Below are 18,395 nucleotides of genomic sequence, written 5' to 3' on the forward strand. Positions count from 1 at the left end.
AGCTCACAGCCTCTGCAAGCCTCGGATCTCACGAATGCCCAATCCCGGTGCATCGGTGATCGAAATCTCCGATTCGTTGAAGTTCACGCCGCCATCCACCGGGTTGAACGCACACAGGGACGGGCCGTCGAGATCCACTTTGGTAATCACGTTGGCTTTGGCAACGGCAAGATGAACGGCCGCCGCCACGCTGATACTGGTCTCGAGCATGCAGCCGATCATGCATTCAATGCCGTGCAGGGCCGCGATGTCGGCGATGTGGATCGCGCTCGAAATTCCGCCGGTCTTCATGAGTTTGATATTGATGATGTCCGCCGCCCGCATGCGGATCAGCTCGATCACCTGGGTCGGGCCGAACACGCTCTCATCCGCCATGATCGGAGTGTGCACACGCTCCGTGACATATCTCATGCCATCCAGGTCTTGCGCCTTAACAGGTTGCTCCACCAGTTCGAGCTTGACGCCCGCGTCCTCCAACGTCTGCAGCGCATAGACCGCCTGCTTCGCCGTCCAGCCCTGATTGGCATCGAGCCTGAGCAGCGCCCGATCTTCGACCGCGGCATAGATCGCTTTGATGCGCTCGATATCGACGCCGATGTCCTTGCCGACTTTGATCTTCAGCGCCTCGAAGCCGCGCTCCACCGCCTGAATGGAATCGGCGACCATCTTGTCGATGTAGTCGACGCTGATGGTGAGATCCGTGGTGACCACCGGATCGCCGCCGCCCAACATCTTGTACAGCGGCGCGTTGTAGAGCTGCCCGAACAGATCGTAGACCGCGATCTCGACCGCCGCCTTGGCGCTGGAATTCTTCTCCAGCGACGTCTGAATCAGTTGGGTGATGCGGTTCAGATTCGCGACATCCTGCCCGATCAGGCGCGGCGCGATGAACTTCGCGATAGCCTCGATGATGGAGCCATGCGTGTCGCCGGTGATGACCGCGGTCGCGGGCGCTTCTCCGTAACCGATATTGCCGGTGTCGGTGTGAATCTCGACGATGATGTCTTCGATCACGTCCACGGTGCGCAACGCCGTCTTGAAGGGCGTCTTCAGCGGCACGCGCAACATGCCATATCGAATCTCGGTGATCTTCATAGTTGGGGTCCGCTATCAGCGGATTCTCTGGATGCTGTACACGCGATCGATCATGGGACGACCGTCGCTCAACAGCAGCGGCAGCAACGGTGTGACCGAAACACCGTTCAACCTGGCACGCTCGATATCGCCGCCGTCGCGGCGAAAGCTGATGCCGGTCGTATCGTGAATGACGTAAGGCTCACCCTTCTCATGACCGATCACCATCATGACGTGGCCTGGAATATAGATGAGATCGCCCACTTGGGCCTCGCCCAGCAGCTTCACTCGCGCCGCGTGATCGTCGGCGTCGGTGAGCTCGATGCGATTGAGCGCGGGGCTCACCCCCTGATCGTGCGTGTTGCGAGGCAGCTGCACGCCGAAGCTTCGATAGACTTCGGAGACGAAGCCACTGCAGTCGCGCGCATCGTATGAATGCCCCCAGCCGTAGCGCTCGCCCAGGAACTTGAAACCCTGGCGAAGAACGTTCGCGCGTGTGAGCGGCAGATAGTCGCTATCGACTTCCTGAGTCTTCGGCAACAGTGCGGGAGCAAATTGCAGCGATCCGTCCGCGGCCCGATACGGAAGCTCGACCACATGAGCGGTGTATGGATGCTGACCGTTGACGGGCATTTCGATGGGCCAGTCCGGCAGCAGCGGCACACGCGCCCCCATCTCGAGCTGGAGGCTGGAGAGCTCAGGTCGCTCCGGCGTGTAAACCGTGTGCGCCTTTGCCCCGGTCACCACGACATACGGTGACTTGTGAGCGTAAGCAAAGATGCGGTCGCGACCGCCCTCCGCGACCGCCCCCTTCTCGATCCATGCGCTATAGAGCGCGCTGACAACGAACAGCCATTCGCCATCTCGACTCGTATGCGCGATCGCCACCGGCGTTCCAGGAAACAACGCGCTTTCCTGAAAGCGATCGATGTCCGTGTCGTCGGTATTGGAGAAGACGCGCGCCCGCGTCGGGAAGGTCCGCACATCGGCGCGCCGAACTACCATGCCATAGCGGGTCGCTTGCGTGGCGGCAACGCCGTCGAGATTCAACGTCGCCATCCATTCATCGACCTGCCGGGCCGTCACTTCCCGGCCTTGCTCGTCGTAGAGCGTGCGAGTGGGCCGCGAGGACAGCGCTTCGATCCAGGCGCGCACCTCCGCCGCCGCAAGCGACGTCGGCAGTTGCTCCAGATCTCGCACCGACCGATCGGTCTGCTTCAACCGCTCGTTTTGATGAGCAATGGCGATAGGGTCGAGCACGACGGCGTTGGCGCGCGGCGCACGCCGGGCCCAATAATCCGCCGTGAGATGCGTGGGCTCCACACCGATGACTCCGAGCGGTCCACCGACTCCAGCCTGCTCGCGAGGTACGCTAGCACACCCGGCGATCAGAACGACCAGCCACCAGCCTAGTGCGCGCTGGAGCATCAGCCCGCTCCCATCGGAGCGAGCGAAGACAATACGCTCGCCATGAACAATCCCATGCCCGTTCCCACAATGAGTCCCAACATCGCGAGCAACACCGCGATCGGTACCAGCACCGGCGAGTAAGTGGCCGCCAGCACCGGTGCCGAGGCGACCCCGCCGATCTGCGCCAGCGATGAAATGCCGCACAGGTACAGATCGAAACGAAACACTCGCGCCAACACCGCAAGGATCCCGATATGCAGAAGCATCGTAATGAAGCCACATAAGATAAAAAGTGGCGCCGATGCGAGGCCGTGGAAATTGCTCTGCGAAGCGAGCACGGCCACGAGCAATGCCAATAGTGCGGAGCCTGTCGATGCCGGCCCCGGGATGCGGGCCAGCGGCGTACGAGCAATGACCAGGCCGACGACCGTGGCAAACAGCACCGTCCATGACGTTTGCGTGAGCATCGTCGACGTCGGCATCAACGCCGCAAGGCGCGCCGAGCCCAGCCCGACGAGCATCGACAATCCCAGCCACAGCAGAATATTTCCAACGTCCGCGGGGCCGGTCGTGACCACCGCCGACAGCTGCGGATATTCGCGACCGCTTCGGTCCGCCCCCGTCCAACGATTGAAGTTCGACGCGAACGAACCGGTCGAGAACAACACCAGCACCCACAGCGAATAGCAGAGCGCATCGGCCAGCAGCACCGATGGCAAAGCACTTTCGGACAACCCGATGACCTGCTTGACCGCCACGAGGTTCGCCGAGCCGCCCGTCCAGGTGGCACTCAGTGCTGCCAGCATCTTCCACCCCTCCGCCGGCAACACACTCCGAAACAATAGATACACCAGCATGATCGCGAGCAGGATGCTCAGCATGGCGCACGCGAATACCGCCAGGACACGTGGACCGACGGCGAGGATCGCGCGCAGGTCGCACGTCACCATCAAAAGAAACAGCAGTGAGGGCAGCAACTGCGAAGTGAGCGTTCGTTGCGCGCCTTGAATCTCAGGCGTCGCAGTCCACAGCCCACCCACCGCCAGCGCCGTGACAAATAAATAAGTCCAGACGATGGGCGGCAGCACAGTGAATACCCGCCACTGGAAGCGCTTCTCCAGCGACGGAAACACACCGGCGGCCAGCGGCATGAGCGCGAGATAGGGCCAGACCGTCTCGATCATCGCAACTCGCTGCCGGCGCTGAGGCGGAGGGTTCGCATGGGTTCAGAATATTCGCTTCTTCTTTGGTTTGAAGCAAGAATAAATTATTGACCGACACTTCTCGGCCGTGTTACATCATGACTACCGCGCCCGAATCAACTGTCGCTGATGTGGACACCTGCAAGTGACTGCTCGACCGCCTCTGCCATGCCAACGCGAAGCCAGCCTCTCTCCGCTGCTCGTCACGCTGGTGGTTTCGGTCGTCGCGATCGCTGGCCCCGCCGCCGCATCCTCGGATGTTCGCACCGTCGTTCAACTCGTGGATGCCGGCGACTTCAGCGCCGCTCACAAAGCGATCGACAAGGCACTCCTTTCTTCTCCTGCTCCCGAGCAGAGTCGCGCGTATGAGTTCGAACGCGAGCGCATGCGACGCATCCTGCTCGATTTCAGCCTGACACCGGCCGACGCCCAGGCGCGCGTTCGCAAACAAATTCCGGATCTCACCGATGCCGAGTTCGCAAAGTGGGACCAGGCGGGCTGGCTCGAGTCCCGCGTGATCGATGGGCAAAAGAAATACTTCAACCGCGCGCCCTCCAATTTGTTTCGATTGAGCGCCGAGGCTCGCGCCCGCCGTGCGAACCCAGCGCCGTTCAACGACAGTCCGCTCGAGACACCTCACCCTCATCACAAAGAAGTGCTCGCGCAAGCGAAAGCCACTGGGAATAGCTCCGTCGCGCCTCGTCGCGTGCGGATCACGCAGTCCATCAACGTCGACGCCGACGCTGTGCCCGCCGGCGAAACGGTGCGCGCCTGGATTCCCTATCCCCGTCAAATTCCCGGTCAGCAGGAACATATTCAGTTCGTCAGCAGCTCGCCGGCTCAGCATCAAATCGCGCCAGAGTCGACACTTCAGCGCACCGTCTATTTCGAGCAAGCCGCTGCGGCCTCGAAGCCGACGACCTTCTCGGTGACGTATGAGCTGACCATCTTCGGTCAACACAAGCAGATCGATGCCGAGAAAGTAACCCCTGCGACGCCATCGTCGGCACTCGCGCCCTACATGGGCGAACGCGCCCCTCACATCGTATTCACCGACGCCATGCGCAAGTTCTCGCGCGACGCGGTCGGCGATGAGAAGAATCCCTATCGAATTGCGCAAAAGCTCTACGCAGCGGTCGACCGCATTCCCTGGGCCGGCGCGCTCGAATACTCGACCATTTCCAACATCGGCGACTATGCGCTGCACACAGGTCACGCGGATTGCGGCCAGCAGACGCTGCTGCTCATGACTTTGCTTCGTCTGAACGGCATTCCCGCCCGCTGGCAATCGGGTTGGATCTTTTCCGACGGCGCCTACAACAACATGCACGACTGGGGATGGTTGTATCTGGCGCCGTATGGCTGGGTGCCGATGGATGTGACATTCGGTCGCTTCCACTCCGGCGACGCCGCGCTCGATGCCTTCTATCTCGGCTCGTTCGACGCCTACCGCGTCGCCTTCAACGACGACTACAGCCAGCCGTTTACGCCCGCCAAACAACACTTCCGCTCCGAAACCGTCGACCTGCAACGCGGCGAGGTGGAGTGGCGCGGCGGCAATCTCTATTTCGATCGCTGGGACTACGACTTCAAGGCAACGCTGCTGACAACCCCACGATCGGATTGATTCAAACCATAACACTGGCCGGGAGGGTGTATGAAAAAAAACCTATCGCTCAGATCAGCGCTCAAGAGGGCGCTGCAGATGGGAGTGAGCGCCGCGGCTGTAGCGACGATGCCGCTGCAGATATCGCATGCCGCGAGCAACGACGGCTCGCTGGCAGGCAAGATCACCGCGAGCGATCAAAAATCGCTGGAAGGCATCGAGATCACCGTGCGCAATCCAGAAACGGGCTTCACGCGCACGGTCAAGGCCGAGCCCGATGGCTCCTACCGTTTCCCGTTCCTACCGGTCGGCAAGTACATCGTCGAAGGCACGCGTAATGGCTCGACGCTTGGCAAGCTCACCGAAGTGACCGTCGGCCTGGGCGTCGCGACGACCGCTGACGTAACGGTGAACCTGAGCAACGTCGAAGAAATCTTCGTCGTCGGCACGCGCGTGGTGCGCGCGGTCGATGTGAAATCGACGGAATCCTCCACGAATTTGACGCGCGAAGATCTCGAACGCCTGCCCGTGGCGCGCGACATTCAATCGGTCGCGCTACTCGCGCCCGGCCTTGCCAAAGGCGACGACGGCCTATGCCAAGGCGGCAACTGCGGCGTTTCTTTCGGCGGCTCCTCGATTGCCGAGAACTCGATTTATATCAACGGCCTCAATGTCACGGACTTCTACAACCGCGTCGGCGCATCCTCGGTGCCGTATGCGTTCTACAAGGAATTCGAGGTCAAGACCGGCGGCTACTCGGTCGAGTTCGGCCGCACCACCGGCGGCGTGATCAACGCCGTGACGCGCTCGGGCACCAACGAGTTCGAGTATGGCACCGAAGTGGCCTGGGAGCCGCATTCGCTCCAGAGCAGCAAGAAAGATCGCTTCGATCCAGACGGCACTCCGCGCATCATCGGCTCGTACGACGACTACGACCGCACTAGCGCGACCTTCTACGCATCGGGCCCGCTCATCAAAGACAAGCTGTTCTTCTTTGCGCTGTACGAAGCCCGCGACTATCAGCCGAACAACACCTCCGACGACGGCGAAACCTTCTACAAAGCGAAGGAAGACAGCGGTTTCTGGGGCGCCAAGATCGACTGGCAGATCAACGACAAAAATCTGCTCGAGCTGCTCGCGTTCTCGGACAAGAACGAAGAAGTCCGCGACGGTTACGGCTTCGATTTCACCGACGGCACGCGAGGCGCGTATCAGGAGACCCGCTTCACGGACAACGGCGGCTTGAACTGGTCGGCGACCTACACGGCGTACCTGACCGAAACCTTCTCCGCAAAAGCGCTGTACGGCAAGAACAATCGCGAATTCTCGCGCTTTGGTCAGAACGATCTGGAATGCTCACGCTTCCGGGATCAGCGCGGCGCGACGCCGGTCGACCTGGGATGTTCGAGCACATCCGCCGTCACAGCGCGCGATGACGAACGCGAAGCCGCGCGCCTGGATTTCGAATGGGTGCTCGGCGATCATCAGCTGCGCTTCGGCCTGGATCGCGAGGTCAACACCTCGGAGTTCGAGCAGCACTACCCCGGGCCGGATCGACTGCTCTACGAACTCTATGTGACCGACGGCCCCACCAACCTGTTCGGGACCACGCTCCCCGGCGGCACCGAATACATCCGTACGCGGCAAAATGAAGTCGACGGCGAGTTCGAGACCGTCAACTCGGCGTACTACCTGGAAGACAACTGGCAGATCACTCCCAGCCTGCTGCTGAACGCCGGCGTGCGCGTGGAGGCCTTCGACAACAAGAATTCGGACGGCGACAGCTACATCAAGATGGATGACATGGTCGCGCCGCGCTTCGGCTTCTCGTGGGATGTGAGAGGCGACAAGCGCAGCAAGATCTTCGGCAACGCCGGTCGATACTTCCTGCCGGTGGCGAACGTCATCAATATCAAACAGGCGGGTGGCTTCCTCGATCGCCGCACTTACTACTACTCGGGCGGTACCGCGATCTTCGATTACAACGGCGAGCCCAATGAGCGCCCCATCCTGGGCGCGCAGTTCGCCGTCGATGACTCTCAAGGCGACGGTACGGTTGGCGACCTGCGGGGCGAAGTCGATAGAGACATGGATCCGGTGTATCAGGACGAGTTGATCCTCGGCTTCCAGTCCATGCTCGACGATAAGTGGTCGTGGGGCGTGCGCGGCATCTATCGCAAGCTCAACAACGCCATCGACGATATGCAGATCACCTCGACCGGCATCATCTGCGACGGCGAGCCCGTCTCGGCCGGCTATGTCATGGCCAATCCGGGCCGTCCCGTAACGATCTATTCCGATACCGATTGCGACGGCGTCAGCGACGGCTGGGTCACCATCGACACCAGCCAGCACGGCTGGGCACTGCGCGATGCGCGCGAAAACTATCTCGGCTCGGATGTCGGCTACACCAAGCCGAAGCGCACCTACAAGGCGCTCGAGCTCATGATCGATCGTGCCTGGGACGATCTATGGTCGTTCAACGCCGTCTATACGTTGTCGTTTGCCAAGGGCAATGCCGAAGGTCCGATCAACTCGGATACCGACTTCGGCGACACGGGCCGCACCGAGGCGTTCGACGATCCGTGGGTCAACGCTGGTTCCTACGGCTATCTGCCCAACGATCATCGCCACCAGCTCAAGATGCGCGGCGCCTATGCGCTGGGCGAGCATTGGGAAGTCGGCGGCACGCTCACTGCGCAATCGGGCCGTCCCATCAACACCACGGGAGACTGCAATCCCTACGACGGCTGGTGCTTCTTCAGCTTCTACATCTTCAACGACAGCACCGGCCAATATGAGTTGCGCCCGCGCGGCTCGGGCGGTCGAACGCCGTGGATCTTCGATCTGGGCGCGAATGTGACTTACCGACATTCGTTCTCGGCGGCGGATCTTAAAGTCACGCTCGCGGTGTACAACCTGCTGAACCAGCAGCGTACGGTCGAGGTTTACGAGGCACTCGGCTCTACCGGCGAGACTCGCGACAAGTCCTACGGCCTGGGCACGGGATATCAGTCCCCGCGCTACGGGCTGCTCACCGTCAAGCTCGACTTCTGATCGCACCCTTCGGCATGCTCTGCCTTGGTTGGCGGCCCGCACTCCCGCGGGCCGCCTTTTCTGTTTCATAGAGCCTCAGCCCCTAGCCATGCACCGCCTGCTCGCCGCTGTATTGCTGTCGATCGCCACGCTCGCATCATTGGGCGCCTGCTCGTCCCAGCCCAGCGCGGAAATGCCGGTCGTCGAGCAGAGCTTGTCCGTCTCAGTCGATCGCATCTTCGATGAGGTAATGACGCGATATCGCTTACCGGGTATGGCAATGGGCATGATCGTCGACGGCAAAGTGGTCCACACCCGAGTGGCCGGCGAACTCGTCGCGGGGACGAATCAAAAGATCGACCCCGACACGATCTTCAAGATCGCCTCCAACAGCAAGGCGATGACCACTGCCCTGCTCGCCCGCCTGGTTCAGGCCGGCAAGCTGCGCTGGGAAGATCCGGTCACTCGCTACCTCCCCAACTTCAAGATGCACGATCCCTGGGTTACGCAACAGATCCAGGTGCGCGATCTGCTGATTCACAACACGGGCCTGCGCGAGGGCGCGGGCGATTTGATGCTCTGGCCCGAGCCAAACAACTTCACGCGCGCCGACATTCTCACCGGCCTCGCTCATCTCAAGCCGCATGAGAGCTTTCGCTCGAAATACGCTTACGACAATCTGATGTACGTCGTCGCAGGCGAAGTGGCCGCCGCTGCGGGCGGCGCGAGCTACGAGGAACTGATGCGTCGTGAGATCTTCGCCCCGCTCGGCATGACGCGATGTCAGGTGGGAGCCTGGGATCGGGAGGCAGTGGGCAACGTCGCGCAGCCTCACATGCGCCAAGGCGATGGCAACGTCCCCATTAGAAGCGACGGCAAGCGCATTCCGCTCGATACCGCCGCGGCAGCGGGCGGCATCCGCTGCAGTCTCAACGACATGCTCACCTGGATGCGCGTCTGGCTTGGCGATGAACTGAAGGCCACCGATGGCGCGATGTGGCTATCGCCCAGTCAGCGCAAAGAACTGTGGAGCGCTCACACGCCGATGCCGCTGTCCCAACGACAACGCCTGTGGGACGGCAGTCACATCAACGCTTATGGCTATGGTTGGCGTTTGTCAGATGTCGACGGCGTCTGGCGAGTCGCGCACACCGGAACGCTGGCTGGCATGTACTCGGCCGTGAACCTGTTTCCAGACAAACGCGCCGGCTTTGTATTCATGATCAACGGCGAGGGATCCAGAGCGCGCAGCGTGCTCAATACCGCGCTGGCCAAGCTCATTGCCGCGCCGGACAAGCTCCGGCCCATCGCGTGGTATGCAAGCGAGCTCGAGCGCGACGACGCAACTACGACGAGCGCGCCACCTGACACGTCATCGCGAGCTCCCGAGACTGTAGAAGCCATGGCGCCCTGGCTGGGTATTTATCGCGATCCGTGGTTCGGCGATGTTTCGATTTGCGAGCGTGGCGAGACCATCGTCTTTGCGTCGGCCAAGTCGCCGCAGCTCACCGGCAAGCTCATGCGGGTCGACGGTGCGCGTCTGCTCGTCGATTGGGATCAGGACGACATCGATACCGAAGCCTGGCTGGACTTCACCGCCAGTCAGCTTCACAAGGGCGAGCCCGTGCCGAAGCTGCTCATGAGCAAGGTGGATCCGAACGCGGATTTCAGCTATGACTTCGAAGATCTCGAGTTCACCCGCGTCGGCCGCTGTCCGGAGATCAATGTGAAAATCCAGATCGATGAACTGATGCGCCGCTATGACGGACCGGGTCCTGGCGCGTCGCTCCTGATTCTTCGCGACGGCCAGCCCTTCGTGCGCAAGTCCTACGGATTCGCCACCCTCGACGACCGCAGTCCTGTCACGCCCGAGACCAATTTCCGCCTCGCCTCGGTGAGCAAGCAATTCACCGCGGCCGCCATCCTGCTGCTCGCCGAAGACGGCAAGCTCAGCCTCGACGATTCGTTACGCAAATGGTTTCCAGGTCTGCCCGACGTGGCGCAAGACATGACGATTCGACAGGTTCTGTCGCACATGTCGGGACTGATCGACTATGAAGACGTGATCCCGGCGCAGATGACCGCACAACTGCACGATGCAGATGTGCTCGAGATTCTCGAGACCCAGAACCGCACCTACTTCCCACCTGGCAAGGGCTATCGTTACAGCAACAGCGGCTATGCGCTGCTGGCACTCATCGTCGGCAAAGCGTCGGGCAAGGACTTCGCAAGGTTTCTCGAGGAGCGCATCTTCACGCCGCTCGGCATGACAAACACCGTCGCCTACGAGCAAGGCATTTCGACGGTGAAGCATCGCGCTTTCGGTTACAGCGAGGAACGAGGCGCGTGGTCGCAAACCGATCAAAGCCAGACCAGCGCAGTGCTGGGCGACGGCGGTATCTATTCGTCCATCGACGATCTCGCGAAGTGGGACGCGGCGCTCTACGACGACCGGCTGCTCAGTGCCAAGTCACGCGCCCTCGCCTTCACTCCGGTCACCGATACGGACGATCCCACGGTTCGTTACGGCATGGGCTGGCGCATCACCCAGGAAGCGATCGGTGGTAGAACCTTGTGGCACTCCGGCGAGACCATCGGCTTTCGCAACGTGATCGTTCGTTATCCGGAGCAGCGCTTCACCATCGTGTTATTGAGCAATCGCAATGACCCGGAGCCATATCAAACGGCCCGGGCCATCGCGAATCTGTTATTGAAATGACGACAATGATCAACGCCGCTTCTTTCGCGCCGGCGAGCGGCGCGGGCGCGACTTCGACAGCGCAACGTCCTCGAGTTTTTCGACGGCCAGTGCCTCCTCGCCGGTGCGAATGTCGCCTTCGCGCACGTTGTCGCCGAAGTTCAGCTTGGTGAGATTTTCAATCTCGGCGACCGTCGTCAGGAAGTCGTCGACTTTTTCGATTTCATCGGGATCGCCGAACGCCTCCTGGCCGAGATCGACGCTTTCGCCCAGGGTCTCCGGCCAGACACTGATGACGGGGCGCTGATCGGCAATCATGGCCAGCGAGCGCAGCTCGGCGCCCTCGGCCCACACCACGATCTTCCAGAACCGACCAGGCACCTGAATCGTGCGGAACTTGCGATCATTATTCAGAAACACCGGGCCGGAGAACACAGACACCTTCTGATTCTCCGCACGTGCGTTCCGGAGCACGTAGTTCTCAATCGCTCGCCACAACTTGCCACGTTCGGTGCCGGCGAGATGGAACGATCCGCCGCGCCCCATGTTGAAGAAGCCCACTTGCGGCGAGCAGTTGGTCCAGTGAAACGTGTCCGCATCCGCCAGCAATGCTTGTTTGTCCGTGCCCCACGCCGGGTCCATTCGGCGTACCAGGTGGCCGCGCTGAAACATTCGCAAGGTCCGCGCCATGCTGCTCGTGTCGGGAAAGCCAGGCACCACCTGCTTGCTATACACATCCGAGCCCGCGTACTCGCTCGGATCGAGTCGCTTGTCGTCGTACCAGCTCTCGCTGGCCTCCGCGCCTTCGGCGAGCTCCGGGTCCAGGCGCTCGATGGCCGGATCGTTCACGTCGAGCGGCGTCACGACACCGCTATCGCGATCGACGTGCTTGGAGCGCTTGCCATCGATGTTACAGGCGGTGAAGAACGCGAGCCGGCGCTTCTTGTTCATGACGATACTGAAGTGGTGATACTTCAGTTCAAACGGATCGTCGCCGCTTTCGGCCTCGCGATTGCGAGCCGCGCTCTGTCGTTGCTGCGCCGTCAATGCCGGCAGCTCGACGACGTGACCTTCGATGAACTTCGGCTTGTAGCCCGAGCGACTGCCATAATCCGAGCTCGGCTTGACCTTCGCTTCCGACGCCGCGGGCGCAATCGTGTCCGGCACGGATGCCGGGGCGGTCGGAGCGTTGGGTGAAGCCGGCTGACCCCAAGGCAGACGCACCGAAACCTCCACTGGAAAGCGCCAGACCGCCGAGCCGTCGCTCGCCATCTGCGGCCCGAGATTTTGATCCACGCCGGCGGTACGAGTTGCATCGACGATAGCGGCACGCGGCGGACGCCGTGACTCTCCCATCTTGAACATCTGTTCCAGCAACAGTTGCTGAGCCGGCCCGAGTCCCCGCTGACGGCTCTTCAAATCCTTGACGATGGAGCTTGCGCGAATGCCTTCATTCACTTCGAGCGAGAGCGACCGGCCCTGCTCATCCTTCTTTTGGCGCCAGGGGCCGCCCCAGTGATGAATGGCGATCACCAGCCATTCATTGTTGAAGACAGGCGAGCCCGACGAACCGGGTTCGGTGTCGGCCACATAGTGCAACACCGTGTCGAGGCGGGAGACCAGGCGGTTCTCACGCAGGACCACTTCTTTATAACGTCCGTCCGGATGCTGGACGATGTTGGCCCACTCACCGAGCGCATGCTTATCCGACGCATCGGACATCTGACACCAGCCGAACGAGGACAGCTCTTTGTTGCCATCGATGCGCGGGCCGACCGCAACCAGGGTGAAATCCAGATCGTCCTGCTCGTCGGTTTGAAAGAACACCGTGGGCGCAAGCGCGAACCGCGTGACGCCCATGAGTCGATCCTGCGGATCGAGCTCGTAGTCGAACTCGATGACCAGCTGCGAGGCCGCCTCGGCCGTGGCGATCACATGATTGTTGGTTAGAAACAAACGATCGGACACCATGAACCCGGTGCCGAGCGGTTGTCCCGTGCGATAGGCGACGCGTGCCACAGCACGAGCGCTGACAAAGCCCCGCTCGAGGAACGACACGCCGACGAAATCGATCGTCTTGCCGTAGATCTTCTCGGCGCCTCCCTCCAGCGCCGCGCGACCGCGCGACGACGCCGCGCCTTGCGCGATCATCTCGGCCTCTTCATAAGAGAGACCGGCTTTGGCTTGCAGTCGGGAAATCAATCGCTCGTGGTCGGGCTCTGCCGCGAGCGGCACGCCTTTGCGTGCTTGAGTCAATGAATTTTCGATTTGCTTGTTGGCGATCGCGACACGCGCACGCGCGGCACGCTCGATGTGCTCCGGAAATTTCATGTTCCCGCCTCCTTTCTTGTTGGTGATCGCGGCCTGACTCGACTGTCGTTCAGCTCCTTTTGCTGGAAAGTTGTGACAAGAGCATGACGGCGGCTTTCATGGAGCTGTCATGTGAGGCACTTAGCTTGCACGCCTGTGCTGCCCGTCACTCTCATTGTCATCGCCAAGAACGAAGCGCCCGTGATCGGACGCTGCCTGGACAGCGTACCGTTCGCCGCCGACAAGGTAGTCGTCGATTCCGGCAGTATGGATGGCACGCAGGACATCGCCGCCGCGCATGGCGCGCGTGTCGTGCATCAGGAATGGCTGGGCTTCGGCCCGCAACGGAATTTCGCGAGCGGCCTCGCGACCCACGACTGGATTCTGGTGCTCGATGCCGACGAGCAGCTTTCGCCCGCGCTCGCCGCCGAGCTCGAGCGACGTCTGCCCTCGATCATGGAGTCTTCACTTGCCGGCGCCTATTTCCGCCGCGCGACCCGTTTCATGGGGCGGGCCATGCGCTGGTACCGGCCGATGAGCGGCGAACGCATCGCCCGGCTCTATCATCGCGACCGTGCCCGCTGGACCGACAAGAGAGTTCACGAGTCGTTGCAATTCAAAGGTGCTGTCACATCGTTTCGCGAGCGACTGCTTCACGATCACAATCCAACGTTAGTCCATCGTCACATCAAGATGCTCCGCTACACGGAACTGCGGGCGCAGGACTGGCGCGATCGGGGCCGCAAGGTGCAGATGTGGCTGTGCCCGGTGGTGTTCATCACCACATTTCTAAAAGATTACTTGTTACGACTGGCGTTCCTGGACGGCTGGCGCGGCTACATCGTCGCGCAGACTGCGGCGTCATATGCCGTTTACAAACGACTTCGTTATTACGAGCTGACTGTCGATCCGAACTCCTCCGCGCTCGCTTCTGAATTGCTCAGGAAGCACGGTCTCGAGCCGTAGCACGGAATTGTCATCCAACATCCATCGAGCCTTCTCACAAACTTACATCGGCCGTCACTTCGCGTCGGCAGGCTGAACTCCATAATGCGTGGGAGTTCGACCGTGCGAATTGCAGTCATTCTGAGTACCTACAACGCGCCGGATAGATTGGCCCCGACGCTGACCGGCTACGCCGCGCAGCGTGACGCCGAGTTCGAAATCATCGTCGCCGATGACGGCTCGACCGATGCCACTCGCGCCGTCATCGAGCAAGCGGCACACGCTTACGGCATCGTGATCCGTCGTGTGTGGCAGCCCGACGTTGGATTTCGCAAATGCCGAATCCTGAATCAGGCCGCGCTCGCGACCGATGCCGACTATGTGATTTTCTCAGACGGCGACTGCGTGCCGCGCGCCGATTTCGTCGCAACTCACGCGGCACATGCGCGTCCCGGTCGCTTCCTCTCCGGCGGCTATTTCAAACTGACTGATGAAACCAGCAAGAAGCTCACGCCGGAAGTCGTCTTCAACGGCCACGCAACCAATCCTGAGTGGCTGCTCGCGAACGGCACGCCGCGTTCCGCCAAGCTCGGCAAACTCCGCGCGCGTGGCTGGCATGCGAAGCTAATGAATGCGATGACGCCGACGCGTCCCAGCTGGAACGGTCACAACGCATCGTGCTGGCGTAGCGATCTATTGAAGGTCAACGGCCACGATGAGCGCATGGCTTACTGGGCGCAGGATCGTGAGTTCGGCGAACGCCTCGTCAACGCAGGCATCACCGGCCTGCAGATCCGCTACTCGGCGATCTGCGTGCACATCAATCACGACCGGCCGTACAAGACCGAGCGTAGCCGCGAGCTCAACAAGCAGATCCGCGCCGAAACCAAAGCGAACCGCGCGACCTGGACCGAGTACGGCATTCTCAAGACCGCTCAGCGGCCGAACAGCATCGTGACGAGCATCGAGAGCGATGTCGTGGTGGAAACGTTTGGAGGATCGCACTACCGCCGAAGCGCGGCTTGATGGTGGCGATCGCGGGCCCGCGAATGCGAGCCCCCTGCTGGGATGAACCGACGAACTGAGTGACTGGCCTGGCCAGCTGCACTCGTACAGGAATTTCTTACCTGTCCGAGCGAAGTGGCGTCCCCACGGGGATTCGAACCCCGGTTACTACCGTGAAAGGGTAATGTCCTAGGCCTCTAGACGATGGGGACACACATCGAACGTCGGGACTTGGTGGAGCTAGCCGGGATCGAACCGGCGACCTCTTGCATGCCATGCAAGCGCTCTCCCAGCTGAGCTATAGCCCCACGCGAGAGGCGCGCAATGTAGGGAAGCGACGCCGGACTGTCAAGGACAGTTGAGTCATTCTGCCCTCTTTATCGTCAAACGCTGCTCCTGACGGCGCTTCAGCGCGGCGACACAGCGCTCGGCGGTCCTGCCGTCCCAGCCGGCGGGGCGCGATCCGCGAGGCCATTGTCCATTCAAGACCAGGCCGATGCTGTCCGCGAGCTCCCGGGGCTTTACCAGACGATTGCTGCCCTGGAGCACGGTGACCGGACGCTCGGTGTTTTCGCGCAAGGTCAGGCATGGAATGCCAAGGTAGGTCGACTCCTCCTGCACGCCGCCAGAATCGGTGATGACGGCGTTCGCGGAGCGCACCAGCGCCATGAATTCGATGTAGCCCAACGGCTCGGTCAGGTGAATGCCGCGCGCGGCGCTCAGCTCCGACCACAGCTTGAACTCGTCCAGCTTTTTACGGGTGCGCGGGTGAACCGCGAAGATCAGCGGCAAGCGGCGCGAGATCTCCAGCAGCTGCCGGACCAGATCGCCGAGCACCTCGGGCTGATCCACATTGGAAGGACGATGCAAGGTCACGACCGCGTAACCGCCGGCAGGCAGATCGAACTTCGCCGGGCCGGCCTCGGCTTCGATCTGGGGACGCATCATCTCGTAGGAATCGATCATGATGTTGCCGACCCGATCGATGCGCTCGCTGGCCACGCCTTCGCTGACCAGGTTCTCATCGGCATCGACGGACGGCGTCCAGAACACGTCGCTGATGGCATCGGTCACCAGACGATTGATCTCCTCGGGCATGCGACGATCGCGGCTGCGCAGCCCCGCTTCGAGATGCACGACCGGAATCCACATCTTGGCCGCGACCATCGCGCAGGCCGCGGTGGAGTTCACGTCACCGACGACGACGGTCCAGTCGGGCCGATGCTGGTTGCAGATCTTTTCGTAGGCCACCATCACGCCCGCGGTCTGCTCGGCATGCGAGCCGCTGCCGACTTCCAGATGAAAGTGCGGCTGGGGCAGGCGCAGGTCCCGAAAAAACGCATCCGACATGTTGGCGTCGTAGTGCTGCCCGGTGTGCACGATCCTGGGCGTACACCAGGACTGCGCGGCCAGTGCGTGATACAGCGGCGCCACTTTCATGAAGTTGGGCCGCGCCGCGGCGATCAAATGAATCTCGCAGGACATCGATCCTCTTCCGCGACTCGCGGTCGTTATCGCTTGTTATTTCAGCCTTGCCCGCGAGCGTACTGTAGCGCGCGTTCCAGCCGCGCCAGCGTCACTTCACGCCCGAGGACTTCCAATGTCACATCGATCGGCGGCGACACCGTGCCGCCCGAGACAGCGACGCGAATCGGCTGCGCGATCTTGCCCATGCCGAGGCTCAGCTCGGTCGCGGTCTGGCTGACCACGTCGTGCAGCGCCGGTGCTACCCACTCGGTCAGCGCCGACAGCTTGCTCAACACCGTGCTGAGCGGACCGACGGCCTCAGCGGTGAGATTCTTTTTCGCCGCCTTCTCATCGTAGCCAGTCACGTCCTGGAAGAAGAACAGGCTGTTCTGCGCCATCTCCTTCAGCGTCTTGGCCCGCTCCTGCTGGGATTTCGCGACAGCGGCGAGCTTGCGATCGTCGGTGACGTTCACGCCGAGCGCCGCGAGCTGCGGCTTCAGATACTTCGCCACGTGCTCGGGCGTCGAGCGCATGATGTGTTGCTGGTTCAACCACAGCAGCTTGTCGGGATTGAACGCCGAGGCCGACTTGTTCACATCCTTGATGTCGAACAGCTGGACCATCTCCTCCATCGAGAAGACTTCCTGATCGCCATGCGACCAGCCGAGGCGCACCAGATAGTTGAGCAGCGCCTCTGGCAGGAAGCCCTCCTCGCGATACTGAAGGACGCTGACGGCACCGTGACGCTTCGAGAGCTTGGCACCGTCCTGGCCGAGAATCATCGGCACGTGCCCGTACACAGGAACCGGCGCACCCAGCGCCTTGAGCATGTTGATCTGGCGCGGCGTGTTGTTGAGATGATCGTCGCCGCGAATCACGTGCGTGCACTTCATGTCGCTGTCGTCGACCACGACACAGAAGTTATAGGTCGGCGTGCCATCCGAGCGCGCGATGATCAGATCGTCGAGCTCCATGTTGTCGAACACCACGTTGCCGTGAATCACGTCTTCGACGACCACGCTGCCTTCGATGGGATTCTTGAAGCGCACCACCGGCGACACGCCGGGACGCGGCTCGGTGCGATTCCGGCAGGTGCCGTCGTAGCGCGGCTTCTGTTTGGCCGCGAGCTGACGGTTGCGCATCTCTTCCAGCTCTTCCTTCGAGCAGTAGCAGTGATACGCGTGCCCCGCTTTCAGGAACTCGCCGATGACCTCGCGATATCGATCCATCCGGCGGGTCTGATAGAACGGGCCCTCATCGGCCTTCAATTCCAGCCATTCCATGCCGTCCAGGATGACCTGCGTCGCCTCGTCGGTGGAACGCTCGCGGTCGGTGTCCTCGATGCGAAGGATGAACGTGCCGTTGTGACGGCGCGCGTACAGCCAGGAGAACAACGCGGTGCGCACGCCGCCGATATGCAGCATGCCCGTGGGGCTGGGAGCGAAACGAGTTCGGATGGCCATGTCGCCTTATCGGCTGACAGACCGGTATTCCATCCGAATCGTTAGGAGTGGTGGGCGGTACAGGGATTGAACCTGTGACCCCTGCCGTGTGAAAGCAGTGCTCTACCGCTGAGCTAACCGCCCGATGCCGGCCCGACGAACCGTCTGAGGTTTGAAGGGGCGCGTAGTTTAGGGATGAC

At 61.6% G+C, this 18,395-nt stretch carries 11 protein-coding genes, 3 tRNA genes and 1 pseudogene; 6 read left to right on the top strand and 9 right to left on the bottom strand.

Annotated features, from left to right (window positions below; all coding sequences use genetic code 11):
• Positions 1-3: 3 nt before the first annotated feature.
• From ACFPN2_RS29970 to ACFPN2_RS29980, 3 genes are read right to left on the bottom strand one after another with little or no spacing between them, the layout of a single operon-like run.
• Entirely contained in the window at positions 4-1,095 is a 1,092-nt protein-coding gene (locus ACFPN2_RS29970) for a dipeptide epimerase (RefSeq protein ID WP_380603578.1), read from the bottom strand.
• Between the two features lie 15 nt (positions 1,096-1,110).
• Complete coding sequence (locus tag ACFPN2_RS29975; protein ID WP_380603580.1) at positions 1,111-2,502, bottom strand: C40 family peptidase; 1,392 nt, start codon at positions 2,500-2,502, stop codon at positions 1,111-1,113.
• Complete coding sequence (locus ACFPN2_RS29980) at positions 2,502-3,668, bottom strand: DUF819 family protein (protein WP_380603582.1); 1,167 nt, start codon at positions 3,666-3,668, stop codon at positions 2,502-2,504. Before ACFPN2_RS29980 ends, ACFPN2_RS29975 begins: the two co-directional genes overlap by 1 nt.
• A gap of 163 nt (positions 3,669-3,831) precedes the next feature.
• Between ACFPN2_RS29980 and ACFPN2_RS29985 the strand changes: the two genes are divergently transcribed.
• The 4 genes and pseudogenes from ACFPN2_RS29985 to ACFPN2_RS30000 all read left to right on the top strand — a co-directional run bounded on the left by ACFPN2_RS29985 (position 3,832) and on the right by ACFPN2_RS30000 (position 11,047).
• Positions 3,832-5,313, top strand: coding sequence for a transglutaminase-like domain-containing protein (locus ACFPN2_RS29985; RefSeq protein ID WP_380603584.1), 1,482 nt, complete (start codon positions 3,832-3,834; stop codon positions 5,311-5,313).
• A gap of 30 nt (positions 5,314-5,343) precedes the next feature.
• Positions 5,344-8,349, top strand: a complete 3,006-nt coding sequence (locus ACFPN2_RS29990) for a TonB-dependent receptor (protein WP_380603586.1) — start codon at positions 5,344-5,346, stop codon at positions 8,347-8,349.
• A 265-nt stretch (positions 8,350-8,614) separates the two neighbouring features.
• Positions 8,615-9,541: pseudogene (locus tag ACFPN2_RS29995) on the top strand (serine hydrolase domain-containing protein); the annotation flags it as partial.
• A 507-nt stretch (positions 9,542-10,048) separates the two neighbouring features.
• Entirely contained in the window at positions 10,049-11,047 is a 999-nt protein-coding gene (locus ACFPN2_RS30000) for a serine hydrolase domain-containing protein (protein ID WP_380606688.1), read from the top strand.
• A gap of 9 nt (positions 11,048-11,056) precedes the next feature.
• Here the strand turns inward: ACFPN2_RS30000 and ACFPN2_RS30005 are convergent, their stop codons facing one another.
• Complete coding sequence (locus tag ACFPN2_RS30005) at positions 11,057-13,357, bottom strand: DNA/RNA non-specific endonuclease (protein ID WP_380603588.1); 2,301 nt, start codon at positions 13,355-13,357, stop codon at positions 11,057-11,059.
• A 111-nt stretch (positions 13,358-13,468) separates the two neighbouring features.
• On the opposite strand from ACFPN2_RS30005, the gene ACFPN2_RS30010 reads away from it, so the two are divergent.
• Entirely contained in the window at positions 13,469-14,302 is an 834-nt protein-coding gene (locus ACFPN2_RS30010; RefSeq protein ID WP_380603590.1) for a glycosyltransferase family 2 protein, read from the top strand.
• A gap of 102 nt (positions 14,303-14,404) precedes the next feature.
• A complete protein-coding gene (locus ACFPN2_RS30015) occupies positions 14,405-15,307 on the top strand; it encodes a glycosyltransferase family 2 protein (RefSeq protein ID WP_380603592.1) in 903 nt (300 codons plus the stop codon).
• 115 nt (positions 15,308-15,422) lie between these two features.
• Here the strand turns inward: ACFPN2_RS30015 and ACFPN2_RS30020 are convergent.
• The 5 genes from ACFPN2_RS30020 to ACFPN2_RS30040 all read right to left on the bottom strand — a co-directional run bounded on the left by ACFPN2_RS30020 (position 15,423) and on the right by ACFPN2_RS30040 (position 18,339).
• Positions 15,423-15,498 (bottom strand) — tRNA-Glu (locus ACFPN2_RS30020).
• A gap of 20 nt (positions 15,499-15,518) precedes the next feature.
• Positions 15,519-15,594, bottom strand: a tRNA-Ala gene (locus tag ACFPN2_RS30025).
• A 55-nt stretch (positions 15,595-15,649) separates the two neighbouring features.
• The gene (wecB, locus tag ACFPN2_RS30030; protein WP_380603594.1) at positions 15,650-16,771 is read right to left on the bottom strand and encodes a non-hydrolyzing UDP-N-acetylglucosamine 2-epimerase; all 1,122 of its coding nucleotides are present in this window, start codon (positions 16,769-16,771) and stop codon (positions 15,650-15,652) included.
• 41 nt (positions 16,772-16,812) lie between these two features.
• Positions 16,813-18,216: a glutamate--tRNA ligase gene (gene gltX / locus ACFPN2_RS30035; RefSeq protein ID WP_380603597.1), complete on the bottom strand. Its 1,404-nt coding sequence runs from the start codon at positions 18,214-18,216 to the stop codon at positions 16,813-16,815.
• 48 nt (positions 18,217-18,264) lie between these two features.
• A tRNA-Val gene (locus ACFPN2_RS30040) sits at positions 18,265-18,339 on the bottom strand.
• Positions 18,340-18,395: the final 56 nt, after the last annotated feature.

Origin of the sequence: Steroidobacter flavus (assembly GCF_042651805.1) — a bacterium.
In the GTDB taxonomy this organism is placed as follows: domain Bacteria; phylum Pseudomonadota; class Gammaproteobacteria; order Steroidobacterales; family Steroidobacteraceae; genus Steroidobacter; species Steroidobacter flavus.

Bases quoted from the DNA above. Each gene is read 5' to 3' on its own strand.
- ACFPN2_RS29980 (WP_380603582.1), bottom strand. From the start codon at position 3,668: ATGATCGAGACGGTCTGGCCCTATCTCGCGCTCATGCCGCTGGCCGCC.
- ACFPN2_RS29975 (WP_380603580.1), bottom strand. From the start codon at position 2,502: ATGCTCCAGCGCGCACTAGGCTGGTGGCTGGTCGTTCTGATCGCCGGG.
- gltX (WP_380603597.1), bottom strand. From the start codon at position 18,216: ATGGCCATCCGAACTCGTTTCGCTCCCAGCCCCACGGGCATGCTGCAT.
- ACFPN2_RS30005 (WP_380603588.1), bottom strand. From the start codon at position 13,357: ATGAAATTTCCGGAGCACATCGAGCGTGCCGCGCGTGCGCGTGTCGCG.
- ACFPN2_RS29970 (WP_380603578.1), bottom strand. From the start codon at position 1,095: ATGAAGATCACCGAGATTCGATATGGCATGTTGCGCGTGCCGCTGAAG.
- wecB (WP_380603594.1), bottom strand. From the start codon at position 16,771: ATGTCCTGCGAGATTCATTTGATCGCCGCGGCGCGGCCCAACTTCATG.
- ACFPN2_RS29990 (WP_380603586.1), top strand. From the start codon at position 5,344: ATGAAAAAAAACCTATCGCTCAGATCAGCGCTCAAGAGGGCGCTGCAG.